Source organism: Paenibacillus sp. NPDC058071, assembly GCF_042885235.1.
In the GTDB taxonomy this organism is placed as follows: domain Bacteria; phylum Bacillota; class Bacilli; order Paenibacillales; family Paenibacillaceae; genus Pristimantibacillus.
The window spans coordinates 224,227-242,516 of the sequence record NZ_JBHVSK010000005.1; the positions used below are offsets into that span (position 1 = coordinate 224,227).

The window sequence follows — 18,290 nt, forward strand, 5'->3', positions numbered from 1 at the left end:
AATAGCTGCCGCATGGCGAAGGGCAATCTAGAGGAGACCGCCCATGCCATGGTAAGCAGTGGGCAGCACGGGGAGGAATTATGGAGCTTCTTATCGCTATTTTGATATTGATTACATTAATAGCCGTTTCGCATGTGGTCAATCGGCTTGTTCCGTTTGTTCCGGTGCCTATTATTCAGATTGCGCTCGGCGCGGCAGTCGCTCTGCTGCCGGTAGAACTGGATATTCCGCTCGACCCGGAGCTGTTTATGGTGCTGTTCATCGCGCCGCTGCTGTTCAATGACGGAAAAGTGACGCCGAGGGATGAACTGTGGAAGCTGCGGGCGCCGATTTTATTGTTGGCGGTTGGGCTTGTATTCGTTACGGTTCTAATTGGCGGCTATACGATTCATCAACTTATTCCAACCATTCCGCTTGCCGCCGCATTCGGTCTGGCTGCGATTTTGTCGCCTACCGATGCCGTAGCGGTCTCGTCTATGGCATCACGCGTTCACCTGCCTCGCCGAATTCACCGGCTGCTGGAGGGCGAGGCACTGATGAACGACGCTTCCGGCCTGGTTGCATTCCGTTTCGCCATTGCGGCAACCGTTACCGGCGTTTTTTCGCTCTGGCAGGCGGCATACAGCTTTGTCATCATTGCCCTTGGCGGATTGCTGTTTGGCGCGGTATTTGGCTTGTTTATTATTTGGGTGAGAGCGCTGCTTCGCCGATTCGGCATGGAAGACGTCACCGTCCATATGATGATTGTTCTCATCACGCCGTTCCTGCTCTACATTTTAGCGGAAGAACTGGGCCTGTCTGGTATTTTGGCCGCCGTGGCGGGAGGGATTGTTCATGCGGTGGAAAGGGATAAAATCCGGAAGGAAGAAATCGAGCTGCGGATCGTCTCCGACAGCACCTGGTCGGTCGCGCTCTTTATTTTAAACGGATTTGTTTTTATGCTGCTCGGCCTTCATATTCCAGTGGTAATGGAAAAAATATTTATTGATACGACGCATAACAATCTGCTCGTTGTCGGTTATGTCATCCTTTTATATTTGCTGCTGCTTGCTATCCGGTTCGTCTGGCTGCTGCTGTCGACTCACATGCCGTCTCTCTTCTCGGATAATGGAGATGCAGAAAAGGTATCTTGGCTGTCGATCGCGCTATTGTCGATATCGGGTGTAAGAGGGACGTTAACGCTGGCAGGCGCTTTCTCGATTCCGTTATTTTTGGCGAACGGAGAAGTCTTTCCGGAAAGGGATTTAATCCTCTTTTTAGCCGCCGGCGTTATTTTGCTCTCATTAATTACGGCCAGTATCCTGCTTCCGCTACTTGCGTCGAGGACGCAGCCTGAGGAGGAGCATTCGCAATCCTCCGTTGTGCCGCGAGATGCCGTCTCCAAGGCGATTCAAGCAGCCATTCAGACGGTGCAGCTTGCCCGCAACGAACAAAACGAAGCGGCAGCGTCAGCCGTCCTTTCTTCCTATCATCAGCAGTTGGCCATGCTCCAATCGGCTTCCGTATCGGCGGAGAACGGCCAGGCGCTGCGGGGTGAAGAGCTTGGCATGAGGCGTATCGCATTGGAGGCTGAGAAAAAAGCGCTGTCGCGATTCCTTGAGGAGGAGAGTGTCGATCCTGCGGCTGCAAAAAGGCTGCAATCGGTGCTGTCGACGGTGGAGCTCGCGCTAACGAATCGATTCCGCATGCTGTGGGTACTCTTTAAGGGGTTGGCCGGAAAGCTGGGGAACCGGCTCTTTCCTGGCCACACGCAGCAAGCCGGCAAAATGACGGCGGTAGAGAAAATGAGCGTATTCGCGCTAGGGCTGCGAACGGCGGAGGCTGCTGTGAAAGAACTGAAGCAAGCTGTAACGCCGGAAAATAGGGCGGTTGCTTACAAGGTCATCTCTCATTACAATCGAAGAATTGCAGAGATGCGCAAGCATCTGCGAACGAACTGTGAGAATGACCAATTCGAGGAACAGAAAAAAGAGCTGCAGTTGGCATGTCTGCAAGCCGAGCGCAATGAGCTGCAATGTTTGTACGAGAATGCAAGGCTGACGCGCAAACAGCTGCACAAGCTGCAAATGATGGTTAATTACCGCGAAGCGGACATTATCGAGCAAAACATGAGCCCAAGCGAAGGTTAGCCTCTGTGAACAGGTTAACGGGTTACGTTACGTTTGCGGCTTCATACGCGTGACGACTTTACGCTCGCCTTTTGACAAGCCGAGGAAAAGAACGAGCTGCTTGGCCATATAATCCGGCGTCTGCTTAAACCCATCCTGAATCCAATGGAAGGTTAATCCGAGCAGAGCATGCATGTGATAGACGTTAAGCAGCTCGCCGTCGATCGGCGGATTGGTCTTGTCGATATCGTAGATCAAATCGGTGGCGCTAGTTGTAGAGATCGCTTGATACATTTTTTCCTTGAAGCCAGGCATCACTTGCTCATCGACCATAAGCGAATAGAGGGATGCATTCTCGTAGATATGATCGAACAGGGCGACCGCACTGGCCGGAAAATGCCTGAAATCGAACGAATCAATCTCCAGATAGGGCTTGCGGAAAGCGGCGATCAAGCCGTTCAGCATATCGTTGATAATGTCCTCCAGCAGTGCTTCCTTATGCTCGTAATGGGCATAGAACGTTCCGCGGTTGAAATCAGCTGTTTTAACGATTTCGGTTGTTGTGATCGCGGAGAAAGGCTTGATTTTCATCAATTCCAGCAGCGCTTTCTTTAACGCTTCCTTGCTCCTGATAATCCGCTTATCCGTCTTGGATTTCGCTTCTGTCACGATTTCCAATCCTTCCATTAATAGATTTTGTACAACGGCTGCCCTTTTGTACGATAACGAACAAACGCGCCGGTTCTGCTGATTGTTCGCCTTCATGAGATTCGCTATACTGAGGTTGTACAATTGTACTTTAATGAACAGTTGTACAGTATAACACACTTTTGACGAATAACAAATAGACGAATGGAGGCTTATCTAATGCGATTAGAAGGCAAAGTGGCGGTTGTAACGGGAGCAGGCTCCGGCATGGGCAGAGAGATTGCGGTATTGTTTGCGAAAGAGGGCGCGAAAGTGGTTGTGTCAGATTTGAATGAGCAATCGGCGCAAGAGACGGCTTCGAAGATCGAGGCGGACGGCGGCAGCGCAGTTGTCGTCGTATCGAACGTTGCGGTAGAAGAGGACGTGCAGCGCATGATCGATACAGCAACTTCGAAATATGGTACGCTTGACATTCTGGTCAACAATGCAGGCATTATGGACGGCATGGTGCCGGCGCATGAATTGACGGACGCGATGTGGGAGAAAGTATTCGCGGTCAATACAACCGGTCCGATGCGTGCGATCCGCAAGGCGCTTCCGATTTTCATGGAGAAAGGAAACGGCGCGATCGTCAATATCGCTTCCGTCGGCGGCTTGTTCGGTTCTCGAGCAGGCGCAGCTTACACAGCGGCCAAGCATGCCGTTGTCGGCTTAACGAAAAACGTTGGCTTCCAATATGCGAAGCTCGGCATTCGTTGCAACGCTATTGCGCCTGGCGCGGTGAATACGAACATCGGCATGGGCAGCTCCGCGCCGAATGAATTCGGACTCGATAAGGCGAAAGCCGGCATGGCCGCTATTCCGAGAGCGGGCGAGCCGTCCGAGATCGCTAAAGTGGCGTTGTTCCTTGCTTCCGACGAGTCGAGCTTCGTGAACGGTACAGTTGTTACGACGGATGCGGGCTGGACAGCGGTATAATTCAGGTCTTGAAAATAAGGGTCGGCCCGATTGCTGCGGCAATTGCGGCCGGCCCTTTTCGCTACGGAACGGCAGTCCGACAGTCTTTAATTGATATGCCTGCTGCTTCGCTTTCGTGGTCATCTTCCTGCAGTAGTCAATATGGATATGTTTTCCATTATTACGATCGCCGTCAATGCGGCAAAACCGCTGCGCTTCGCATACGATGAAACAAAATGGAGGAGGACGTTTGACATCAGCTAATTACTAAATTATAATTACTAATATAAAGTAACTAACTTAACAGACGTTGAGTGAGTATATTCAAGGATGAACGTAAGCAGGAGGATGGAATTCGAATGGCAGACAGCGAGAGAGATTCGGAGCTGAACGAGGCATGTCCGATTGAATTCGGCATTTATACATTAGGCGATTTGTCGCCAAACCCGGTTACTGGCAGCGCGTTAACGGCGCAGCAGCGTATTCGGGAAGTCATCGACGCAGCTGTACTGGCGGATCGTGCCGGCATTGATGTGTTTGGAGTAGGCGAGCATCATCGGCTAGATTTTGCAATTTCGTCGCCGCCGGTGCTGCTGGCTGCGGTTGCTCAGGCAACCAAAAGGATCAAGCTGACAAGCGCGACTACGGTGCTTGCCACATCCGACCCGGTTCGAATATTCGAGGATTTCGCAACGCTCGACCTGCTGTCGGACGGAAGGGCGGAGATGATAGCGGGGCGGGGAGCGTATATCGAGTCTTTTCCTTTGTTTGGCTACGAGGTGGATGATTCCGCCGAGCTGCTACGTGAGAATCTCGATCTGTTTCGGGAGCTGAACGAGAAGGAGATTGTGTCGTGGGAAGGCAAATTCCGTTCGGCGCTGCTAAATGCGGAAATCGCGCCGCGTCCGGTACAGCCTAAGCTGCCGTTATGGCTTGGAGTCGGCGGAACGTCTTCGAGCGCGGCATTGGCGGGGTCGATGGGAGCGGGCATGGCGATTGCGATTTTAGGCGGCGATCCGCATGCGTTCCGTCATTTGGCCGACACGTACCGGGAGGCCGGTCAAGCTGCCGGACATCGGCCGGAAGATTTGCGCATCGGCATCACCGGACATTGCTATATTGCCGACGATTCAAAGCGGGCAAGAGACGAGTTTTATCCTCACTACGCCCACTATTACTCGCATTTTATGGGCCGGCCGGAGCTGACGAGAGAACAATTCGAGCAGCTGACCGGCGCAGATACGGCGCTTGCAGTCGGCAGTGCGGAAGAAGTGGCGGAGAAATGGATCAAGCAGCATGAGCTGTTCGGTACGTGCCGGTTTATGGCGCAGTTCGATATCGGCGGCTTGCCGTTCGAGCAAGTGGCTCGAGCCATTGAACTGCTGGCGGAGAAAGTGGCGCCGGCGGTCAGGAAAGCGATCGGCTCGAAATAAGGTGAAAAGGCAGGATTCGCATGCGCAAGGCATAGCCGATCCCGCCTTTTTTATTTGCCGCGAAACTGGGAGGGCGCTTCGCCTTTATACAGCTTGAACAGCTTGGTAAAGTAATTCGGATTGTCGCAGCCGACCGCGACAGCGATTTCGGTCACAGTCCAGTCCGTGTCGGCAAGCAGCCGCTCGGCCTCGTTCATCCGGCACAGATGTATATATTCGACAAACGTGCGTCCGGTCAGCTTCTTGAATGTTTTACAAAAATGATAGGGACTGAGACCGACCATCCCAGCTGCTTCTGCTACGGTCCATTTGTTGGCATAGTTCTGCTCGATCTCGACGATTAACGGCTTGAACCGTTCCCGATTGGCCGCGCTGGGCTCCTTTCTTCCTCCAGATGCAGGCATCGATAGCTGCTCGCGGGCGAGCAATAGTAGAAGCTGATAAAGCATCGTTTTAATCATCAGCCGGTATGCGTCGCGTTTCAAGCGGGCTTCATGGATGATTTGTCCGATAATCCGGCTGTGGCCGGAAGCAGACAGCCAAGATGGCTGCACAGGCAGGCGAATGGAGCCTTCAAGATACGGGGCGATTAGTGAATCATGATGCAGATCGCCGATCCGGTCTTGATAGAGGGAAGGATTGTACACGAGCGACACATAAGCAACGGGTCCTTCAACCTGACTATAACCCACATGAAGAGCGCCGGCGGGGACAAACAGCACATCGCCTTGACGGACTTCGCAGCGTTCGCTGTCGATATGAAAAACGGCGGAGCCTTGCTCCATAACGATAATTTCATGATGCTCATGCCAGTGCAAAAAAAGGATGGTTTGACCGGGCAACGCATTGTCGTTGCGATTGAAGAAGAGCTGGAAAGGATAGTCGTCTTCCTCCAGCCTCGTATTTTCCCATAATTCCATCGATTTGGCGGTGACAGCGACCACGATAGACGCCCCTCCTTTCGAACGTTTCCACAAGTTAACGAAAGCGCAATATCCGACTAGTGAAACGCAATATAGATAGAGAAAACGTTGTGTTTTCGGGTTTATAATAGGGTTAGTCCTATCACTATAGAGCAATTTAAGAGTGGCGGCAAGCCGCTAACAGAGGGAAAGAGAGGGATTGAATTGGCAATCTACAAAATCGTCGCAGCCGGCTGCGGCGGCATGGCGAATACTTGGATTGAATATGCGTTAAAGCGTCCCGATACGGAAATTGTGGGATTGGTTGATATTATGCGTTCGAATGCGGAAGCGATGGCGGCAAGACACGGGCTGAGCTGCGGAATTTATAGCGACATCGGAGAAGCAATCAAGGAGACGGGGGCGAACCTCGTGTTTGACGTCACCGTTCCGTCCACTCATTTTGGCATTGCCTCCGCATCGATGGAGCTGGGCTGCAGCGTATTCGGCGAGAAGCCGCTGGCGGAAACGATGGAGCAGTGCAACCGGCTAGTTGAGCTGTCGGAGCAGACAGGGCGCTCGCACGCTATTATGCAAAACCGGCGCTATGATCCGCGAATCCGGGCGCTTCGCGGTCTTATCGAGGAAGGCACGATCGGGAAGCCTGGCTTCGTAGGGGCCGACTTCTTCCTGGCACCGCATTTCGGAGGCTTCCGCGAGGCGATGGAAAGTCCGCTGCTGCTTGATATGGCGATCCATACGTTCGATCAAGCAAGACTGATTCTGAACGCCGATCCAGTTACGGTGTACTGCCAGCAATTTAATCCGGCAGGCTCCTGGTATGCGGGCAGCGCGGCGGCCATTTGCATTTTCGAGATGTCGGACGGCTCCGTCTTCTGCTACCGCGGATCGTGGTGTGCCGAAGGGGCGCCGACCTCCTGGGAAGCAGAGTGGCGCGTGACGGGCGAGAAGGGAACGGCGATATGGGACGGCAACGGCGCTCCATATGCGGAAGTGACTGCAGAGAAGGGCGAAGGCGAGGAGCAGCCGTTCATGAACAAATTTGTTCGCGTCGACACGGCTCCGGAAGAGGGCGGAGCGACTTTCCACCAAGGCTGCTTGGACGAAATGTTCCTGTCGCTGGAGGAGGGCCGTCCGGCTGAAACGAGCAGTCGGGACAATCGGTTCAGCATGGCGATGGTGCTGGCTGCTTTGGAAAGCGCCAAGCTAGGGCAGAAAGTGAGCATAGCCGATTATATAAAGGAAAATCAATAGAACAACAAACGCCCGGACGATTGCGTCCGGGCGTTTGTTGTTCTATTCTATATTGTGTTTGAGCAGATGGTCGATAGAGCCGCCGCTGCTGATAATGCGGATAGCATTGGCGAGCAGGTCCGCCATCGACAGCACGACGAACTTGTCCGGGTATTTGTTGTCCAGCTCGATTGTATCGGTTACGACCACCTCGCGAATATTCGGATGGTTCAGCCGCTCCAGCGCATTGGACGAGAACAGGCCGTGCGTAGCGCAAATGTAAGCATCGTTGGCGCCGCGCTTGTTCAGCGCTTCGACGACGTTGACGATCGTGCCGCCCGTATCGATCAAGTCCTCGATAATGATCGGCGTCATGCCTTTGACTTCGCCGATAATATGCGTAATCTCGGTCTGGTTGTGAGCAGGCCGATTTTTAATCATAATGGCGAACGGACAGTCGAGATAGTCGGCCAGCTTCTCAGCCGCCGACGCGCGTCCCGCATCCGGGGAAACGACGACAGGGTTCGGTATGTTTTGCCGTTTCAAATAATCGGTAATCAGATCGAGCGCCGTCAAATGGTCGACCGGAATTTGGAAGAAGCCTTGAATCGCATCGGCGTGCAAATCGACAGTGACGAGACGATTGGCTCCGACCGTCGTCAAGACGTCGGCTACCAGCTTGGCCGAAATTGGCTCGCGCGGGGCGGATTTCCGTTCCTGTCGGGCATAGCCGTAATACGGCATAACAATATTGATCGTTTTAGCGGAAGCCCGCTTCGCAGCGTCGATCATCACGAGCAGTTCAACCAAGTTCTCATTGACCGGATGAGACAGCGATTGGACGATGAACACATGGCAGTTTCGCAGCGTTTCGCCATAAGAAAGATGAATTTCACCGCTTTGATGGCGAGAAATATCGACATTGCCGAGCGATAGATTCAGTTGCTCGCACAGTCGATTTGCCAGCGATTTATTCGAATTGCCAGAAAAAATTTTAACTTTATGCATAACAGCCTCCAAATGCAGCTTTGTTGTTTCACACCTGTATGTACCCCTTACATTATACCTTTATAGTAGGAATAATCAAACCGCCACCAGACGATAGCGGAAAAGAAACGGCCCGGAAGCTTGGCTTCCGGGCCGTCCAACTGCGCGGCATAACGCCGCTTATTTCGATACGATCTCGTCGATCGCTTTGTTCAGCTTATCGAACAGCTGCTCTTGGTTGATCGTGCCGCCTTGATATTCCTGCATCGCCGCGCCCCAGCCTTGCGGCACGCCGTCTGGATAACGGCCCCACTGCCAGCCGCCGGCGGTTGCCGCTTGCTCGGACACCTCTGCGCCCATTTGGCCAACGTCCTCGGATGTTGCCGTAATTGAAGTAAGCGCCGGGATGAACTTGAATTCCTTCGTCAAATACGATTTGCCCGTTTCCGAAGTAACCATCCAGTCGAGGAACGCTTTCGCTTCTTCCGGATGCTTCGACTTGCTGTTAACGACCCAGAAGTTAGCTGGGCCGGTATAAATGTGCGCGTTGCCGCTGTCGTCATAAGGAATCGGCATGAGGCCGATATCGAGCTGCGCCACTTTGTCAACGTCGCCTTGAATCCAGTTGCCTTGCTGAATCATCGCCGACTTGCCGGAAGCGAAGTTGGCAACTTGAGTCGCGTAGTCCGTCGTCAGCTTGTCTTTTTGGCTGTACTTAAACACGAGGTCTACATAGTTGATCCACTTCTTGAAAATTTCATTGTTTTTGAACTGCTCGGAGCCGTTTTTCGTTCCTTCGACGAAAGCAACCGGATCGGCTTGGTCGGCGAGAGCGACGTTGATCGTATGATGGCCGATCGACCACCATTCGTTCGTTGTCGAGAATGGCGTAATGCCGGCGTCTTGCAGCTTTTTCGCCACATTCTCAAGCTCGGTCAGCGTCTTCGGATTTTCGGTAATGCCAGCTTGCTTGAACAGCTCTTTGTTATAGAAAATGCCGTAGCCTTCGATGTTCATCGGCATGCCGAGCAGCTTGCCGTCAACTTGCGCCGGAACAGCCGCCGCCGGAACGACGTCCTTCGCCCAAGTCTCGCCTGACAAATCAGTCGCGCGGTCCTTGTAGGCGTCGAAAGCCGCGAAGCTTTCGGCGTTGAAAATCTCCGGTTCGGAGCCGGCCGCGATTTCTGCTTTCAACAGGGCGCTGTAATCTTCACCGCCGCCGTGCGTTTCCACTTCGACTTTGATGCCGGTTTCTTTCTCGTACGCTTCGGCCATCCGGTTCAGCGCATCAGCGATTTCAACCTTGAATTGGAATACTTTGATCGTCACGTTCTTTTTCTGGCCTTCCGCAGGCTTCTCGGCGTTGTTTTTCGGCGCATCGGTTGCTGTATTGCCGCCGTTGTTGCCATTGCCGCAGCCCGCTGCAACCACAAGTGTCAGCGCCGCGAGAAATAATGAAAAACGTTTCATTTGATGACCTCCCAAAGTTTTTATAGTGCTTTTATTGTTTTACAACGCTTACAACTAGATTATAGGAGAGGAGTATCGTTAGAAAAACCGACGTTTTTGACGACAAAAGTGTAATATATTGATGGGTTACCCTTTTAAGGAACCTGAGGAAATTCCTTCTACAATATGTTTTTGGAGCACAAGGAAAAGTGTCAATATCGGAATGATGCTCATCGTCAGACCGGCCAGCGCGAGGTCCCATTGCTTCGTGTACTGCCCGAAGAAACGGGTCACCGCAAGCGGAATCGTCGTTAAATCTTTGTTCGAGCCAATCACGAGGACCGGAAGCAAATAATCGTTCCATATCCACAAGCCGTTTAAGATAACGACGGTGATCATGATTGGCGTCAGCAGAGGGAATACAATTTTCCAAAACACCCCGTAAGGGGAGCAGCCGTCGACAATCGCCGCTTCCTCGACCTCGAGCGGCACGCTTTTGACGAAGCCGTGGAAAAGGAAGACCGAGAGGGACAGGCCGAAGCCGAGATAACAGACGAGAATGCCGAACAGATTGCCGCGAAGCTCCAGTAAGCTCGTGATCCGAACAAGCTGCAGCATAACCGATTGAAACGGAATGATCATCGCGGCGACGAAGCAGGTGAACAGCAGCTTGTTGAACACAGTAGGCCGTCTTACGAGCCGATATCCGGTCATAGCGCTGACAAGCACGATGCAGGTAACGCTAAGGCCGGTGATCAGAACCGAATTGCCCAGTACTTTCGGGAACTTAATAATTTCCCATACTTTCTGATAGTTGGCGAATTGGTATTCAACCGGCAGCAAGGCGGCGTCGACCATAATTTCGCCAAGTGATTTTACAGAGTTGACTAGCACGAAGTAGAAGGGCAACATGAACAAAAGCGCGAACAAGATGCCGATTGCAAGCAGGCTGAATTGTCTAGTACGCGATGTCATCAAGCTTCAACCTCCTTCCGTTTAGTAAGCCACACTTGCGTGACGGCGATGAGCGAGACAGCGAAGAAGAACAGCATCGCTTTGGCCGTGCCGAGTCCGTACCGGTTGTTGATCAGCGCTTCGGCATAAATGTTGTAAGCAAGCGATTGCGTCGACGTGCCCGGACCGCCTTTGGTCAGCGACAGGTTCAAGTCGAACATCTTGAACGCGTTCGAGGTGGTGAGGAACAGGCAGACGGTAATGGCCGGCATAATAAGCGGGGCCGTCACTTTGCGAATCGTTTGCCAGTAAGACGCGCCATCGATCGTGGCCGCTTCCATCAAATCTTTTGGAACGCCGACAATAGCGGCGATATAAATAATCATCATATAACCGGTCGTTTGCCAGATGAAGACGATGACGAGTCCCCAAAAGCCGGTTTGCGGCGTTCCGAGCCACGACAGTTCGAACAAGGGAATGCCTGTCAACTCGCCGATCGTTTTGAAGCCTTTGGTGAAAATGAATTGCCAAATGTAGCCGAGCAAAATGCCCCCGATGACGTTCGGCATAAAAAATATGGTGCGCAGCGCGTTGCGGCCCTTCATCGGGCGGGTCAGCAGCAGCGCCAGCAAAAATCCGAATAAGTTGGTGGCGGCGACGGTTACGACCGTGAACCGAATCGTGAACCAGAACGATTTCCAAAACTTTTCGTCATTCGTAAAGATGCGTTGTAGATTGTCCAGTCCTACCCATTTGGCTTTGTCCAAGTCGAGCCCGTTCCATTCGGTAAACGAATAGTAGAAGCCCAGCAGGAACGGAATGAGGACGATGATGGTAAAAGCGATTGTGCCGGGACCGACGAAAACGAGCTGTTGCATCCATTGACTTGATCTTTTGCGCATGCCCATGGCAGCCTCCTCCTACAGGTTTGTGTACCTAAAATATAAACAGTTATTGTTTTTTGGAACACTGATAGATATGATGGGTTTGGTGCAATATATTGACATGGGGGAGCGTGAAGCGTCTTGTTCGCATCGAGCATACGCAAAAAACTGACGGCGCTTTTGCTTGCGGTGACGGTCATTCCGATCATCATTTCAATGCTGATTTCGAACAATTATATTAAAAATAAAGTGACTGAGCAGTCGATTCACGAGAATCAAAAGCTGCTGTCGCTGGGGAAAAACAATGTGATCAGCTATATGAATGCAGTGAACGAAACGTCGCTCGATGTCTATAATTCAATCAATGCACCGAACTCGCTCTATGCGCTAATCGAGCGCGCACAATCTCCGAATGTAAATGTAAACGCTTTCGAAGAAAAGAACAATATGCAAATTTTTACGCATATGCTTAATATCTATCAATCCAATAAAGGGATTCATCAGCTGTATTTGGAGATGGGGAAGGAGCGGCGGCTCTCTTATCTTCTGGCAAGAGGGATGTTCCGCAGCGACATCGGACTTGAAAGCGAATGGCGGGAAGAGGACCGCAGCAATCCGCGCCCCTTTCTGGAGGCGACGCATACAAGCCGCCGCTACGAGCTCGACTGGAGCAGATGGGTGAAGGAGGAGAGCGTCATTACGCTCCATCGTCCGGTCATTCGCACGCCAAGCGACGAAGTAATCGGATACTTGTCGATGGACGTGAAAATGACGGAGCTGAACAAAATATGCAAGCAGCTGACGCTGGACGAGCGCGAGAAGCTGTATATCATCGACAGAAATAAGCAAATCATTTGCGCGGGCAACGACGAGCAGGAGGGAGAGCTGGACTTGCCGTGGGTGCAGGAGGTAGTTTCGTCCAGTTCGGAGAACGGCGTTATCCGCCGCGTGGACGGTTCCTTTTCGGGCATCGTCATTTATGATACGCTGAGCGCGAACTATATGGATTGGATCGTGGTCAAGCAGCTGCCTTACTCGTATTTGTACGAGAGCGCGAATGCGGTATCGGCGATCAATACGACGATTCTGGCCATATTTGTAACGATTGTCGTGATCGCGAGCGTGCTGCTGTCGTATCAATTTACGAAGCCGATTAAGCGGCTGATCGGTCATATCAACCAGGTGCAGGTCGGCAATTTTGATATTTCTGTGCCGGTGCAGGGCAAGGACGAAATCGGCATATTGGCAAGACGGTTCAATACGATGATACAGACGATTAGAGATTTGATTAATCGCGAGTACCGGCTTGAGATCGCCAATAAGACGAATCAGCTGAAAGCGATGCAGGCGCAAATCAATCCGCATTTCCTTTACAATGCGCTGCAATCGATCGGTACGCTTGCACTGCATTATAAAGCGCCCAAAGTTTACTCCCTCATTTCGGCGATCGCCCGAATGATGCGCTACAACATGAATACGAGCGAGGCAATTGTGCCGTTCTCGGTTGAATTGAACCACGCCAAGGCCTACCTAGAGCTGCAACAGCAGCGGTTCAATGACCAGTTGAGCGTAGACTACGAGATCGATTCAGCCGCCCTGCCGATTCTTGTACCGAAAATGCTGCTGCAGCCGTTGATTGAAAATTACTTTAAGCACGGCTACGAAGGCGCGGAAGGTAGAGGGGAGATTCGAATCAGCGCCGATACGAAAAACGGCGATTGGCTGACGATCAAAGTGGAGGACAACGGCAGCGGCATGGACAGCGAGAGACTGCAGGAGCTGCAAAGAATGCTGCAGCGTTCCTCGGGCGGGCTGATTGAGGAGCAGAGCCATATCGGCATTAGCAATGTATGGATGAGATTGAAGCTCTATTATAACGATGAGGCGGAAATGAGTATCGGTTCGGAGCCGAACGGAGGCTTCCGGGTGATGCTGCGGATACCGCTGCGATATGAACTGGAGGGGCAGGCATGAGAGTATTGCTAGTCGACGATGAACAGCATGTGAGGGAGGCAATCCGGCTGCTGATCGATTGGGAAGAGCTGGGCGTCACCGAGCTTTATGAAGCCGATAATGGCAACGCCGCGGCCCAGTTGATCGAGCGCGATTGTCCCGAAATCGTCATTACCGATATGCGGATGCCTCACCGCGACGGCGTAGAGCTGCTATCCTGGCTGCACGCCGGCAGGCATAGATGTAAAACGATTGTCGTTAGCGGCTACGACGATTTCGAGCTCGTCCGCAGCTCGATGAAATACGGAGGGCTCGATTATTTGCTGAAGCCGATTGATCCGGAGCAGCTCCGGGAAGCGCTGCAGAAGGCGGTGCTCAGTTGGGAGAGCGAGGAGCGGGCGCGCCGTGTCGACCAGCAGCGGAATATGGAAATGAACCAGATTAAGCCGGTCTATTGGGATAAGCTGTTTTCCGGTCTGATCGGCGAATCAGGCGTCCCAGCGCTGCCCGTTGTATTGAAAGAGGAGTTCGACCTCTCTGGAAAAGACCGCTGCTTGACCGCGATTTTGAGCACGACAGCTGCCGAGCAAGCAGCTGGAAACCGGTTTCGCAACAATCGCGATTTGCTCAACTTCGCCGTTATTAATGTGTGCAATGAATTTTTAAGAGCCGGCAATCAAGGATTTGCCTTCCGTTATTGGAACAGCGAGAACGAAATCGTTCTGCTGCTGTGGGACGGATTGGATGCGCATTTTGAGCTGTTTGCGAGTATTAGAGAAGGGCTCGAGCGCATCATTCCCGGACGTTTCCTGCTTGGCATAGGACGGGAGCAGCCGTTTCCGGCAGGGGCGCGCGTGTCGTACCGGGAGGCGAGCGTCGCTCTAAAGCAGCGTAACGTGCTGGCAGCGTCGGAAGGTCTATACTGCTTTCAGCTAGACCACAAGCTAGGATTGAACGCTGTTAGTCTGTCTCAATTTGAGGAGCGATTTCTCGTGGCGGCCCTCAGCGGTAAAGAGAAAGATATATGCGCCGCGGCGGACAGTTGGATCGGGGCGCTTGAACAGCAGCCGACCCTCAAGCTGGAACAGCTGGAGCTGCACTTGTACGAATATGAAATGCTGTTGAACCGGCTTATCCATGAGCGGCTGTCGAAGGCGGGGGAAGACAAGGCGGCGAATTGGAAATACGACAGGCCGCCGCTGCAGCAACTGCTGGACGATGACGGGAAGCTCGATCTGGCGGCATGGAAAACCGAGCTGGTTCGCGGCTTAACGGCGTTGTCGGCGCAGGCGGGAAGTGATCGCGGCAGAGACAGCGTCATGCTCGACATTGCCAAATATATGGAGCAAAATTATCATCACGAAGTGACGCTGCAGGATATTTCCGAGCGGTTCTTCTTGAGCCGGGAGTACATCTCCAGGAAGTTCAAGCAGGAAATTGGCGAGAATGTGTTCGACTATCTGGCGCGAGTCCGCGTCGGCAAAGCGAAGGAGCTGCTGCTAAGCCCACATTTGAAAATCGGTCAAATCGCCGGAATGGTCGGTTACGACGACGAGAAGTATTTTAGCAAAGTGTTTAAAAAAATCGCCGGACAATCGCCCAATCAATACCGGAAACAGCAGGAGGGATAATTACACTGAACACGAAAAAACCTCGGAAGCGGCACGAAGCCGACTTTCCGAGGTTTTTTACTGCGTTCACTGGGGATACGCTCATTGCGCGCTTCAGCGATGGATGGGATCAACTGAAAAATTGCTCGATTTCCTCTCGAACCGCCTCTTCGACAAGAGCGAGGCATTTCGCAGGCGTTTCAGCAAATATCCGTTTATCGTTGACCATCGCATACGGACGGGCGCGGCATAAATTGCACATATTCAAACAATTGGTACGCATGACGGCTGCCTCCGGATATTTCTCCTCGATTTCTTCGAGCGGAAGCAGCGCCATGTCGTTACGGTCGCATATTTCAACGACGACAAGTCCGAGACCCATCGCTCAACACCTGCCTATATTAAAAGGATTGCAGCACTTTTAGCTTGCGTTTCGGTTCGTCGTTGACGAAGCATTCGTCGGAGCAATAAGCGGAATGCTCCGCTTCGCATTCTTCGCAGCAAATGTGCTGACGGTGGCACAAGTCGTCGGCGCAGTTAATATAGCGGTCTTCCGGCTTGCCGCAATGGTAGCATTTGCCGACGATCACGTCTTCGTCGGTATGGTTGACGCGCACGGAAATCCGCTCGTCGAACACATACATTTTGCCGTCAAACAAACGGCCTTGTACGTCTTCGTCTTTACCGTAAGTGGCGATGCCGCCGTCCAACTGGGCGACGTCGCTGAATCCTTCTTCCAACAGCACGGCGGTCAGCGTCTCGCAGCGGATGCCGCCGGTGCAGTAGGTGAGGATCGTCTTGTCCTTGTCCGACTCTTGCAAATTTTTGCGAATCCATTCGGGAAACTCGCGGAACGATTCGACCGTCGGACGGATGGCGCCGCGGAAATGTCCAATATCATATTCGTAATCGTTGCGTCCGTCGATGATAACGACGTCGTCGCGCTGCAACTGCTCGTGGAATTCCTTCGGCGACAAATGCTTGCCGGTCCGCACGTTCGGATCGAGCGGTTTGTTGTAGCGCAGCGTTACGAGCTCTTTCTTCGGACGGACAAATATTTTTTTGAACGCATGCGTATCGGCTTCATCGATTTTGTATACCATATCGGCAAACAGAGGGTTCGCGCGCATATGAGCCATGTAGGCTTCCGTCTGCTCGACGGTTCCCGAAAGGGTGCCGTTAATGCCTTGCTCGGCGACGAGGATGCGTCCTTTTACGCCCAGCTCCTTGCAAAAAGTTAAATGCTCGGCGGCGAACTGCTCGTAGTTCTCAAGCTTCACGTATTTGTAGTAAAGCAAAATGCGGTAAGGTTTTGTTTCGCTCATGTTCGATCTTCTCCAGTTTAAGAATGAATATTGTTAATGCTATACTTGGGCTGCTTCTCAGTCAACCTGTATCTATCAATGACAAATCGAGCAAGCGTCGCGCGAATAAAACGAACTACAATCGTTCGTCTATTGGACGGATTGGCCGTGTAAACGCCCGAAAAATCAAGACTCACGCTCTTTGATTCGATAGACGCAGCAGCGGTCGCCTTTTGCAAGGCATTCGGAGCGCGTAACGTCTGCGTTCAGCAGCGATTCGAACAAATCGAGCTCGCAGCTGCAGGCATGATTATATTGATTGGCGACGTCGGCGATCGGGCAGTTATGCTCGCGCAGCACGAACTCGCCTTCGTCTCCCCGCTCCCAATGAGCCATATAACCGTTCTCGTTCTGAATGCGCGACAAGGCTGACACCTTATCGGACAAGCTTTTGTTTTCCATTGCGGAAACGTATTTGTTATAAAGCGATTGCTGCCGGCGTTCGAACAGCCGCTCGACCATTTCTCCGCCGGCTTCTTGCCCGAGCTCGCCTAACAGGTCTAGCGCGAGAGAATGATAGTTTCTTGGAAAATGCTGCTGCGCGCTGTCGGTTAGACTGTACAGCGCGGTCGGCCGTCCCATTGCCTGCTTGACCGTTCGGCTCTTCAGCCAGCCGTCCTTCTCGAAGCCGTCAAGGTGGCGGCGAACGGCCATCCCGGTCAAGCCAAGCAAACCCGTCAGCTCTTTAGCGCTCAGCTCGCCGTTCGTCTTCAATAGATGCAAGATCGTTTCCCGGGTCGACATCGCGTTCTCCTGATTCATTTGGTTCACCGCCCTGGTAGTTGATGCTTTCTCCATCATACCACATTATTCAATATAAATGTCTCAAAAGTAGCCGGAATCAATATCCAGCGGATGATTCGTCTGCTGTCAATAGGCGCAGGAAGACGGCGGAGGCGCTTGGCAGCGCCGCGTCGCGCCGCGTCACTACGCCGATTTCGCGGGGCGGAATCGGCACAGTCGGCCGCAGCTCAATCAACGAGCCTTCCTCGAGCTCTTTGCGGGCGAATTGACGCGCGACAAAGACAGCTCCGTATCCGAGCCTTGCGAATTCGATCATGGTCTCGGTGCTGGTCAGTTCGAAATCGGGCTCTTTGCTTACTCCTTGCGAGGCGAACCATTGCTCGACAAACGTTCGCGTGCTGCTGCCTGAAGTCGGCAGCAGCAGCGGAATGCGCTGGAGCTGGACGGCGTCGACCGGCGAATCGGCCAAACGCTCGTAAGCCCGCCCGACGATAAAGCAGTCTTGAATCGCCAGCAGAGGCTGTGCAACGAGCGCATCGTCCGCAAAGGGCAAATAAAGCAGTCCGAGGTCGATCGTATTCTCCTGCAGCTGACGGGCAACCTCGCTCGATCTAAGCTGCAGGAGACGAATGCGGACATCGGGATAATTGACGTGAAAGCGGTCTAGATGGGGCAGCAGCACATGCCGGATAATAGGTCCGCTAGCGCCGATACGCAGCTCGCCGTCTTCCAAGCGGGCGAGCTGCTTCAGCTTTTGCTCGCCTCGTCCGAGCAGCGCGAAGCTTTGCTCCACATAGCCGAGCAGCGCAGTTCCTTCCGGCGTCAGCCGAACGCCTTTGGACAGGCGATCGAACAGCTTGACGCCGCATTCCTCTTCCAGCTGCTTAATGGCATAGCTGACGGAGGGCTGCGTCATATGGAGCGCTTGAGCCGCCTTTGTGAAATTGCCGGTTTTAGCGGTTTGGAGAAAAATCCGATAGTTTTCCAGCTGCATGTCCTGTCATAAATCCTCTCTATGGCAAGATGCCTTATTTATTATTTCC

The 18,290-nt window shown here is 52.7% G+C and carries 16 protein-coding genes; 6 read left to right on the plus strand and 10 right to left on the minus strand.

Annotated elements, in window-relative coordinates; genetic code table 11:
- The first annotated feature begins 80 nt into the window (after window positions 1–80).
- On the plus strand, window positions 81–2,129 hold the full coding sequence (locus tag ACFVTB_RS10710) for a Na+/H+ antiporter (RefSeq protein WP_387748287.1): 2,049 nt from the start codon (window positions 81–83) through the stop codon (window positions 2,127–2,129).
- 27 nt (window positions 2,130–2,156) lie between these two features.
- On the opposite strand, the gene ACFVTB_RS10715 is transcribed toward ACFVTB_RS10710, so the two are convergent.
- Window positions 2,157–2,777, minus strand: coding sequence for a TetR/AcrR family transcriptional regulator (locus ACFVTB_RS10715; protein ID WP_387748289.1), 621 nt, complete (start codon window positions 2,775–2,777; stop codon window positions 2,157–2,159).
- Between the two features lie 198 nt (window positions 2,778–2,975).
- Here ACFVTB_RS10715 and ACFVTB_RS10720 point away from each other — a divergent pair, with 198 nt between their 5' ends.
- Together ACFVTB_RS10720 and ACFVTB_RS10725 are read left to right on the plus strand one after the other, a co-directional pair.
- Window positions 2,976–3,734: an SDR family oxidoreductase gene (locus ACFVTB_RS10720; protein ID WP_387748291.1), complete on the plus strand. Its 759-nt coding sequence runs from the start codon at window positions 2,976–2,978 to the stop codon at window positions 3,732–3,734.
- 338 nt (window positions 3,735–4,072) lie between these two features.
- Window positions 4,073–5,146: an LLM class flavin-dependent oxidoreductase gene (locus ACFVTB_RS10725; RefSeq protein WP_387748293.1), complete on the plus strand. Its 1,074-nt coding sequence runs from the start codon at window positions 4,073–4,075 to the stop codon at window positions 5,144–5,146.
- 50 nt (window positions 5,147–5,196) lie between these two features.
- On the opposite strand, the gene ACFVTB_RS10730 is transcribed toward ACFVTB_RS10725, so the two are convergent.
- Entirely contained in the window at window positions 5,197–6,090 is an 894-nt protein-coding gene (locus ACFVTB_RS10730; protein WP_387748295.1) for a helix-turn-helix transcriptional regulator, read from the minus strand.
- Window positions 6,091–6,273: 183 nt separating this feature from the next.
- Here ACFVTB_RS10730 and ACFVTB_RS10735 point away from each other — a divergent pair, with 183 nt between their 5' ends.
- Window positions 6,274–7,323 carry a Gfo/Idh/MocA family protein gene (locus tag ACFVTB_RS10735; RefSeq protein ID WP_387748297.1) on the plus strand — a complete coding sequence of 350 codons (1,050 nt, stop codon included), beginning with the start codon at window positions 6,274–6,276 and terminating at the stop codon, window positions 7,321–7,323.
- 42 nt (window positions 7,324–7,365) lie between these two features.
- Here ACFVTB_RS10735 and ACFVTB_RS10740 read toward each other — a convergent pair whose 3' ends face one another.
- The 4 genes from ACFVTB_RS10740 to ACFVTB_RS10755 all read right to left on the minus strand — a co-directional run bounded on the left by ACFVTB_RS10740 (window position 7,366) and on the right by ACFVTB_RS10755 (window position 11,600).
- Complete coding sequence (locus ACFVTB_RS10740) at window positions 7,366–8,310, minus strand: ribose-phosphate diphosphokinase (RefSeq protein WP_387748299.1); 945 nt, start codon at window positions 8,308–8,310, stop codon at window positions 7,366–7,368.
- A gap of 159 nt (window positions 8,311–8,469) precedes the next feature.
- Complete coding sequence (locus ACFVTB_RS10745; protein WP_387748301.1) at window positions 8,470–9,759, minus strand: ABC transporter substrate-binding protein; 1,290 nt, start codon at window positions 9,757–9,759, stop codon at window positions 8,470–8,472.
- Window positions 9,760–9,885: 126 nt separating this feature from the next.
- Window positions 9,886–10,713 carry a carbohydrate ABC transporter permease gene (locus ACFVTB_RS10750; RefSeq protein ID WP_387748303.1) on the minus strand — a complete coding sequence of 276 codons (828 nt, stop codon included), beginning with the start codon at window positions 10,711–10,713 and terminating at the stop codon, window positions 9,886–9,888.
- A complete protein-coding gene (locus tag ACFVTB_RS10755; RefSeq protein ID WP_387748305.1) occupies window positions 10,713–11,600 on the minus strand; it encodes a carbohydrate ABC transporter permease in 888 nt (295 codons plus the stop codon). The genes ACFVTB_RS10750 and ACFVTB_RS10755 overlap by 1 nt, the downstream gene beginning before the upstream one ends.
- Window positions 11,601–11,717: 117 nt before the next feature.
- Here ACFVTB_RS10755 and ACFVTB_RS10760 point away from each other — a divergent pair, with 117 nt between their 5' ends.
- Window positions 11,718–13,550 carry a cache domain-containing sensor histidine kinase gene (locus tag ACFVTB_RS10760; protein ID WP_387748307.1) on the plus strand — a complete coding sequence of 611 codons (1,833 nt, stop codon included), beginning with the start codon at window positions 11,718–11,720 and terminating at the stop codon, window positions 13,548–13,550.
- Window positions 13,547–15,160: a response regulator gene (locus ACFVTB_RS10765; RefSeq protein WP_387748309.1), complete on the plus strand. Its 1,614-nt coding sequence runs from the start codon at window positions 13,547–13,549 to the stop codon at window positions 15,158–15,160. Before ACFVTB_RS10760 ends, ACFVTB_RS10765 begins: the two co-directional genes overlap by 4 nt.
- Before the next feature lie 109 nt (window positions 15,161–15,269).
- Here ACFVTB_RS10765 and ACFVTB_RS10770 read toward each other — a convergent pair whose 3' ends face one another.
- The 4 genes from ACFVTB_RS10770 to ACFVTB_RS10785 form a co-directional block, all read right to left on the minus strand.
- Entirely contained in the window at window positions 15,270–15,521 is a 252-nt protein-coding gene (locus tag ACFVTB_RS10770) for a DUF1450 domain-containing protein (protein WP_387748311.1), read from the minus strand.
- A 19-nt stretch (window positions 15,522–15,540) separates the two neighbouring features.
- Window positions 15,541–16,464 carry an oxygen-dependent tRNA uridine(34) hydroxylase TrhO gene (gene trhO, locus ACFVTB_RS10775; protein ID WP_387748313.1) on the minus strand — a complete coding sequence of 308 codons (924 nt, stop codon included), beginning with the start codon at window positions 16,462–16,464 and terminating at the stop codon, window positions 15,541–15,543.
- A gap of 165 nt (window positions 16,465–16,629) precedes the next feature.
- Window positions 16,630–17,265, minus strand: coding sequence for a helix-turn-helix transcriptional regulator (locus tag ACFVTB_RS10780; RefSeq protein WP_387748315.1), 636 nt, complete (start codon window positions 17,263–17,265; stop codon window positions 16,630–16,632).
- Window positions 17,266–17,344: 79 nt separating this feature from the next.
- Complete coding sequence (locus ACFVTB_RS10785) at window positions 17,345–18,241, minus strand: LysR family transcriptional regulator (RefSeq protein ID WP_387748317.1); 897 nt, start codon at window positions 18,239–18,241, stop codon at window positions 17,345–17,347.
- Between the last annotated feature and the right edge of the window lie 49 nt (window positions 18,242–18,290).

Excerpts from the sequence above, each read along its gene's own strand:
- ACFVTB_RS10710 (WP_387748287.1), top strand. The coding sequence starts at position 81 with ATGGAGCTTCTTATCGCTATTTTGATATTGATTACATTAATAGCCGTT.
- ACFVTB_RS10765 (WP_387748309.1), top strand. The coding sequence starts at position 13,547 with ATGAGAGTATTGCTAGTCGACGATGAACAGCATGTGAGGGAGGCAATC.
- trhO (WP_387748313.1), bottom strand. The coding sequence starts at position 16,464 with ATGAGCGAAACAAAACCTTACCGCATTTTGCTTTACTACAAATACGTG.
- ACFVTB_RS10785 (WP_387748317.1), bottom strand. The coding sequence starts at position 18,241 with ATGCAGCTGGAAAACTATCGGATTTTTCTCCAAACCGCTAAAACCGGC.
- ACFVTB_RS10750 (WP_387748303.1), bottom strand. The coding sequence starts at position 10,713 with ATGACATCGCGTACTAGACAATTCAGCCTGCTTGCAATCGGCATCTTG.
- ACFVTB_RS10725 (WP_387748293.1), top strand. The coding sequence starts at position 4,073 with ATGGCAGACAGCGAGAGAGATTCGGAGCTGAACGAGGCATGTCCGATT.
- ACFVTB_RS10770 (WP_387748311.1), bottom strand. The coding sequence starts at position 15,521 with ATGGGTCTCGGACTTGTCGTCGTTGAAATATGCGACCGTAACGACATG.
- ACFVTB_RS10755 (WP_387748305.1), bottom strand. The coding sequence starts at position 11,600 with ATGGGCATGCGCAAAAGATCAAGTCAATGGATGCAACAGCTCGTTTTC.
- ACFVTB_RS10720 (WP_387748291.1), top strand. The coding sequence starts at position 2,976 with ATGCGATTAGAAGGCAAAGTGGCGGTTGTAACGGGAGCAGGCTCCGGC.
- ACFVTB_RS10745 (WP_387748301.1), bottom strand. The coding sequence starts at position 9,759 with ATGAAACGTTTTTCATTATTTCTCGCGGCGCTGACACTTGTGGTTGCA.
- ACFVTB_RS10780 (WP_387748315.1), bottom strand. The coding sequence starts at position 17,265 with ATGAATCAGGAGAACGCGATGTCGACCCGGGAAACGATCTTGCATCTA.
- ACFVTB_RS10740 (WP_387748299.1), bottom strand. The coding sequence starts at position 8,310 with ATGCATAAAGTTAAAATTTTTTCTGGCAATTCGAATAAATCGCTGGCA.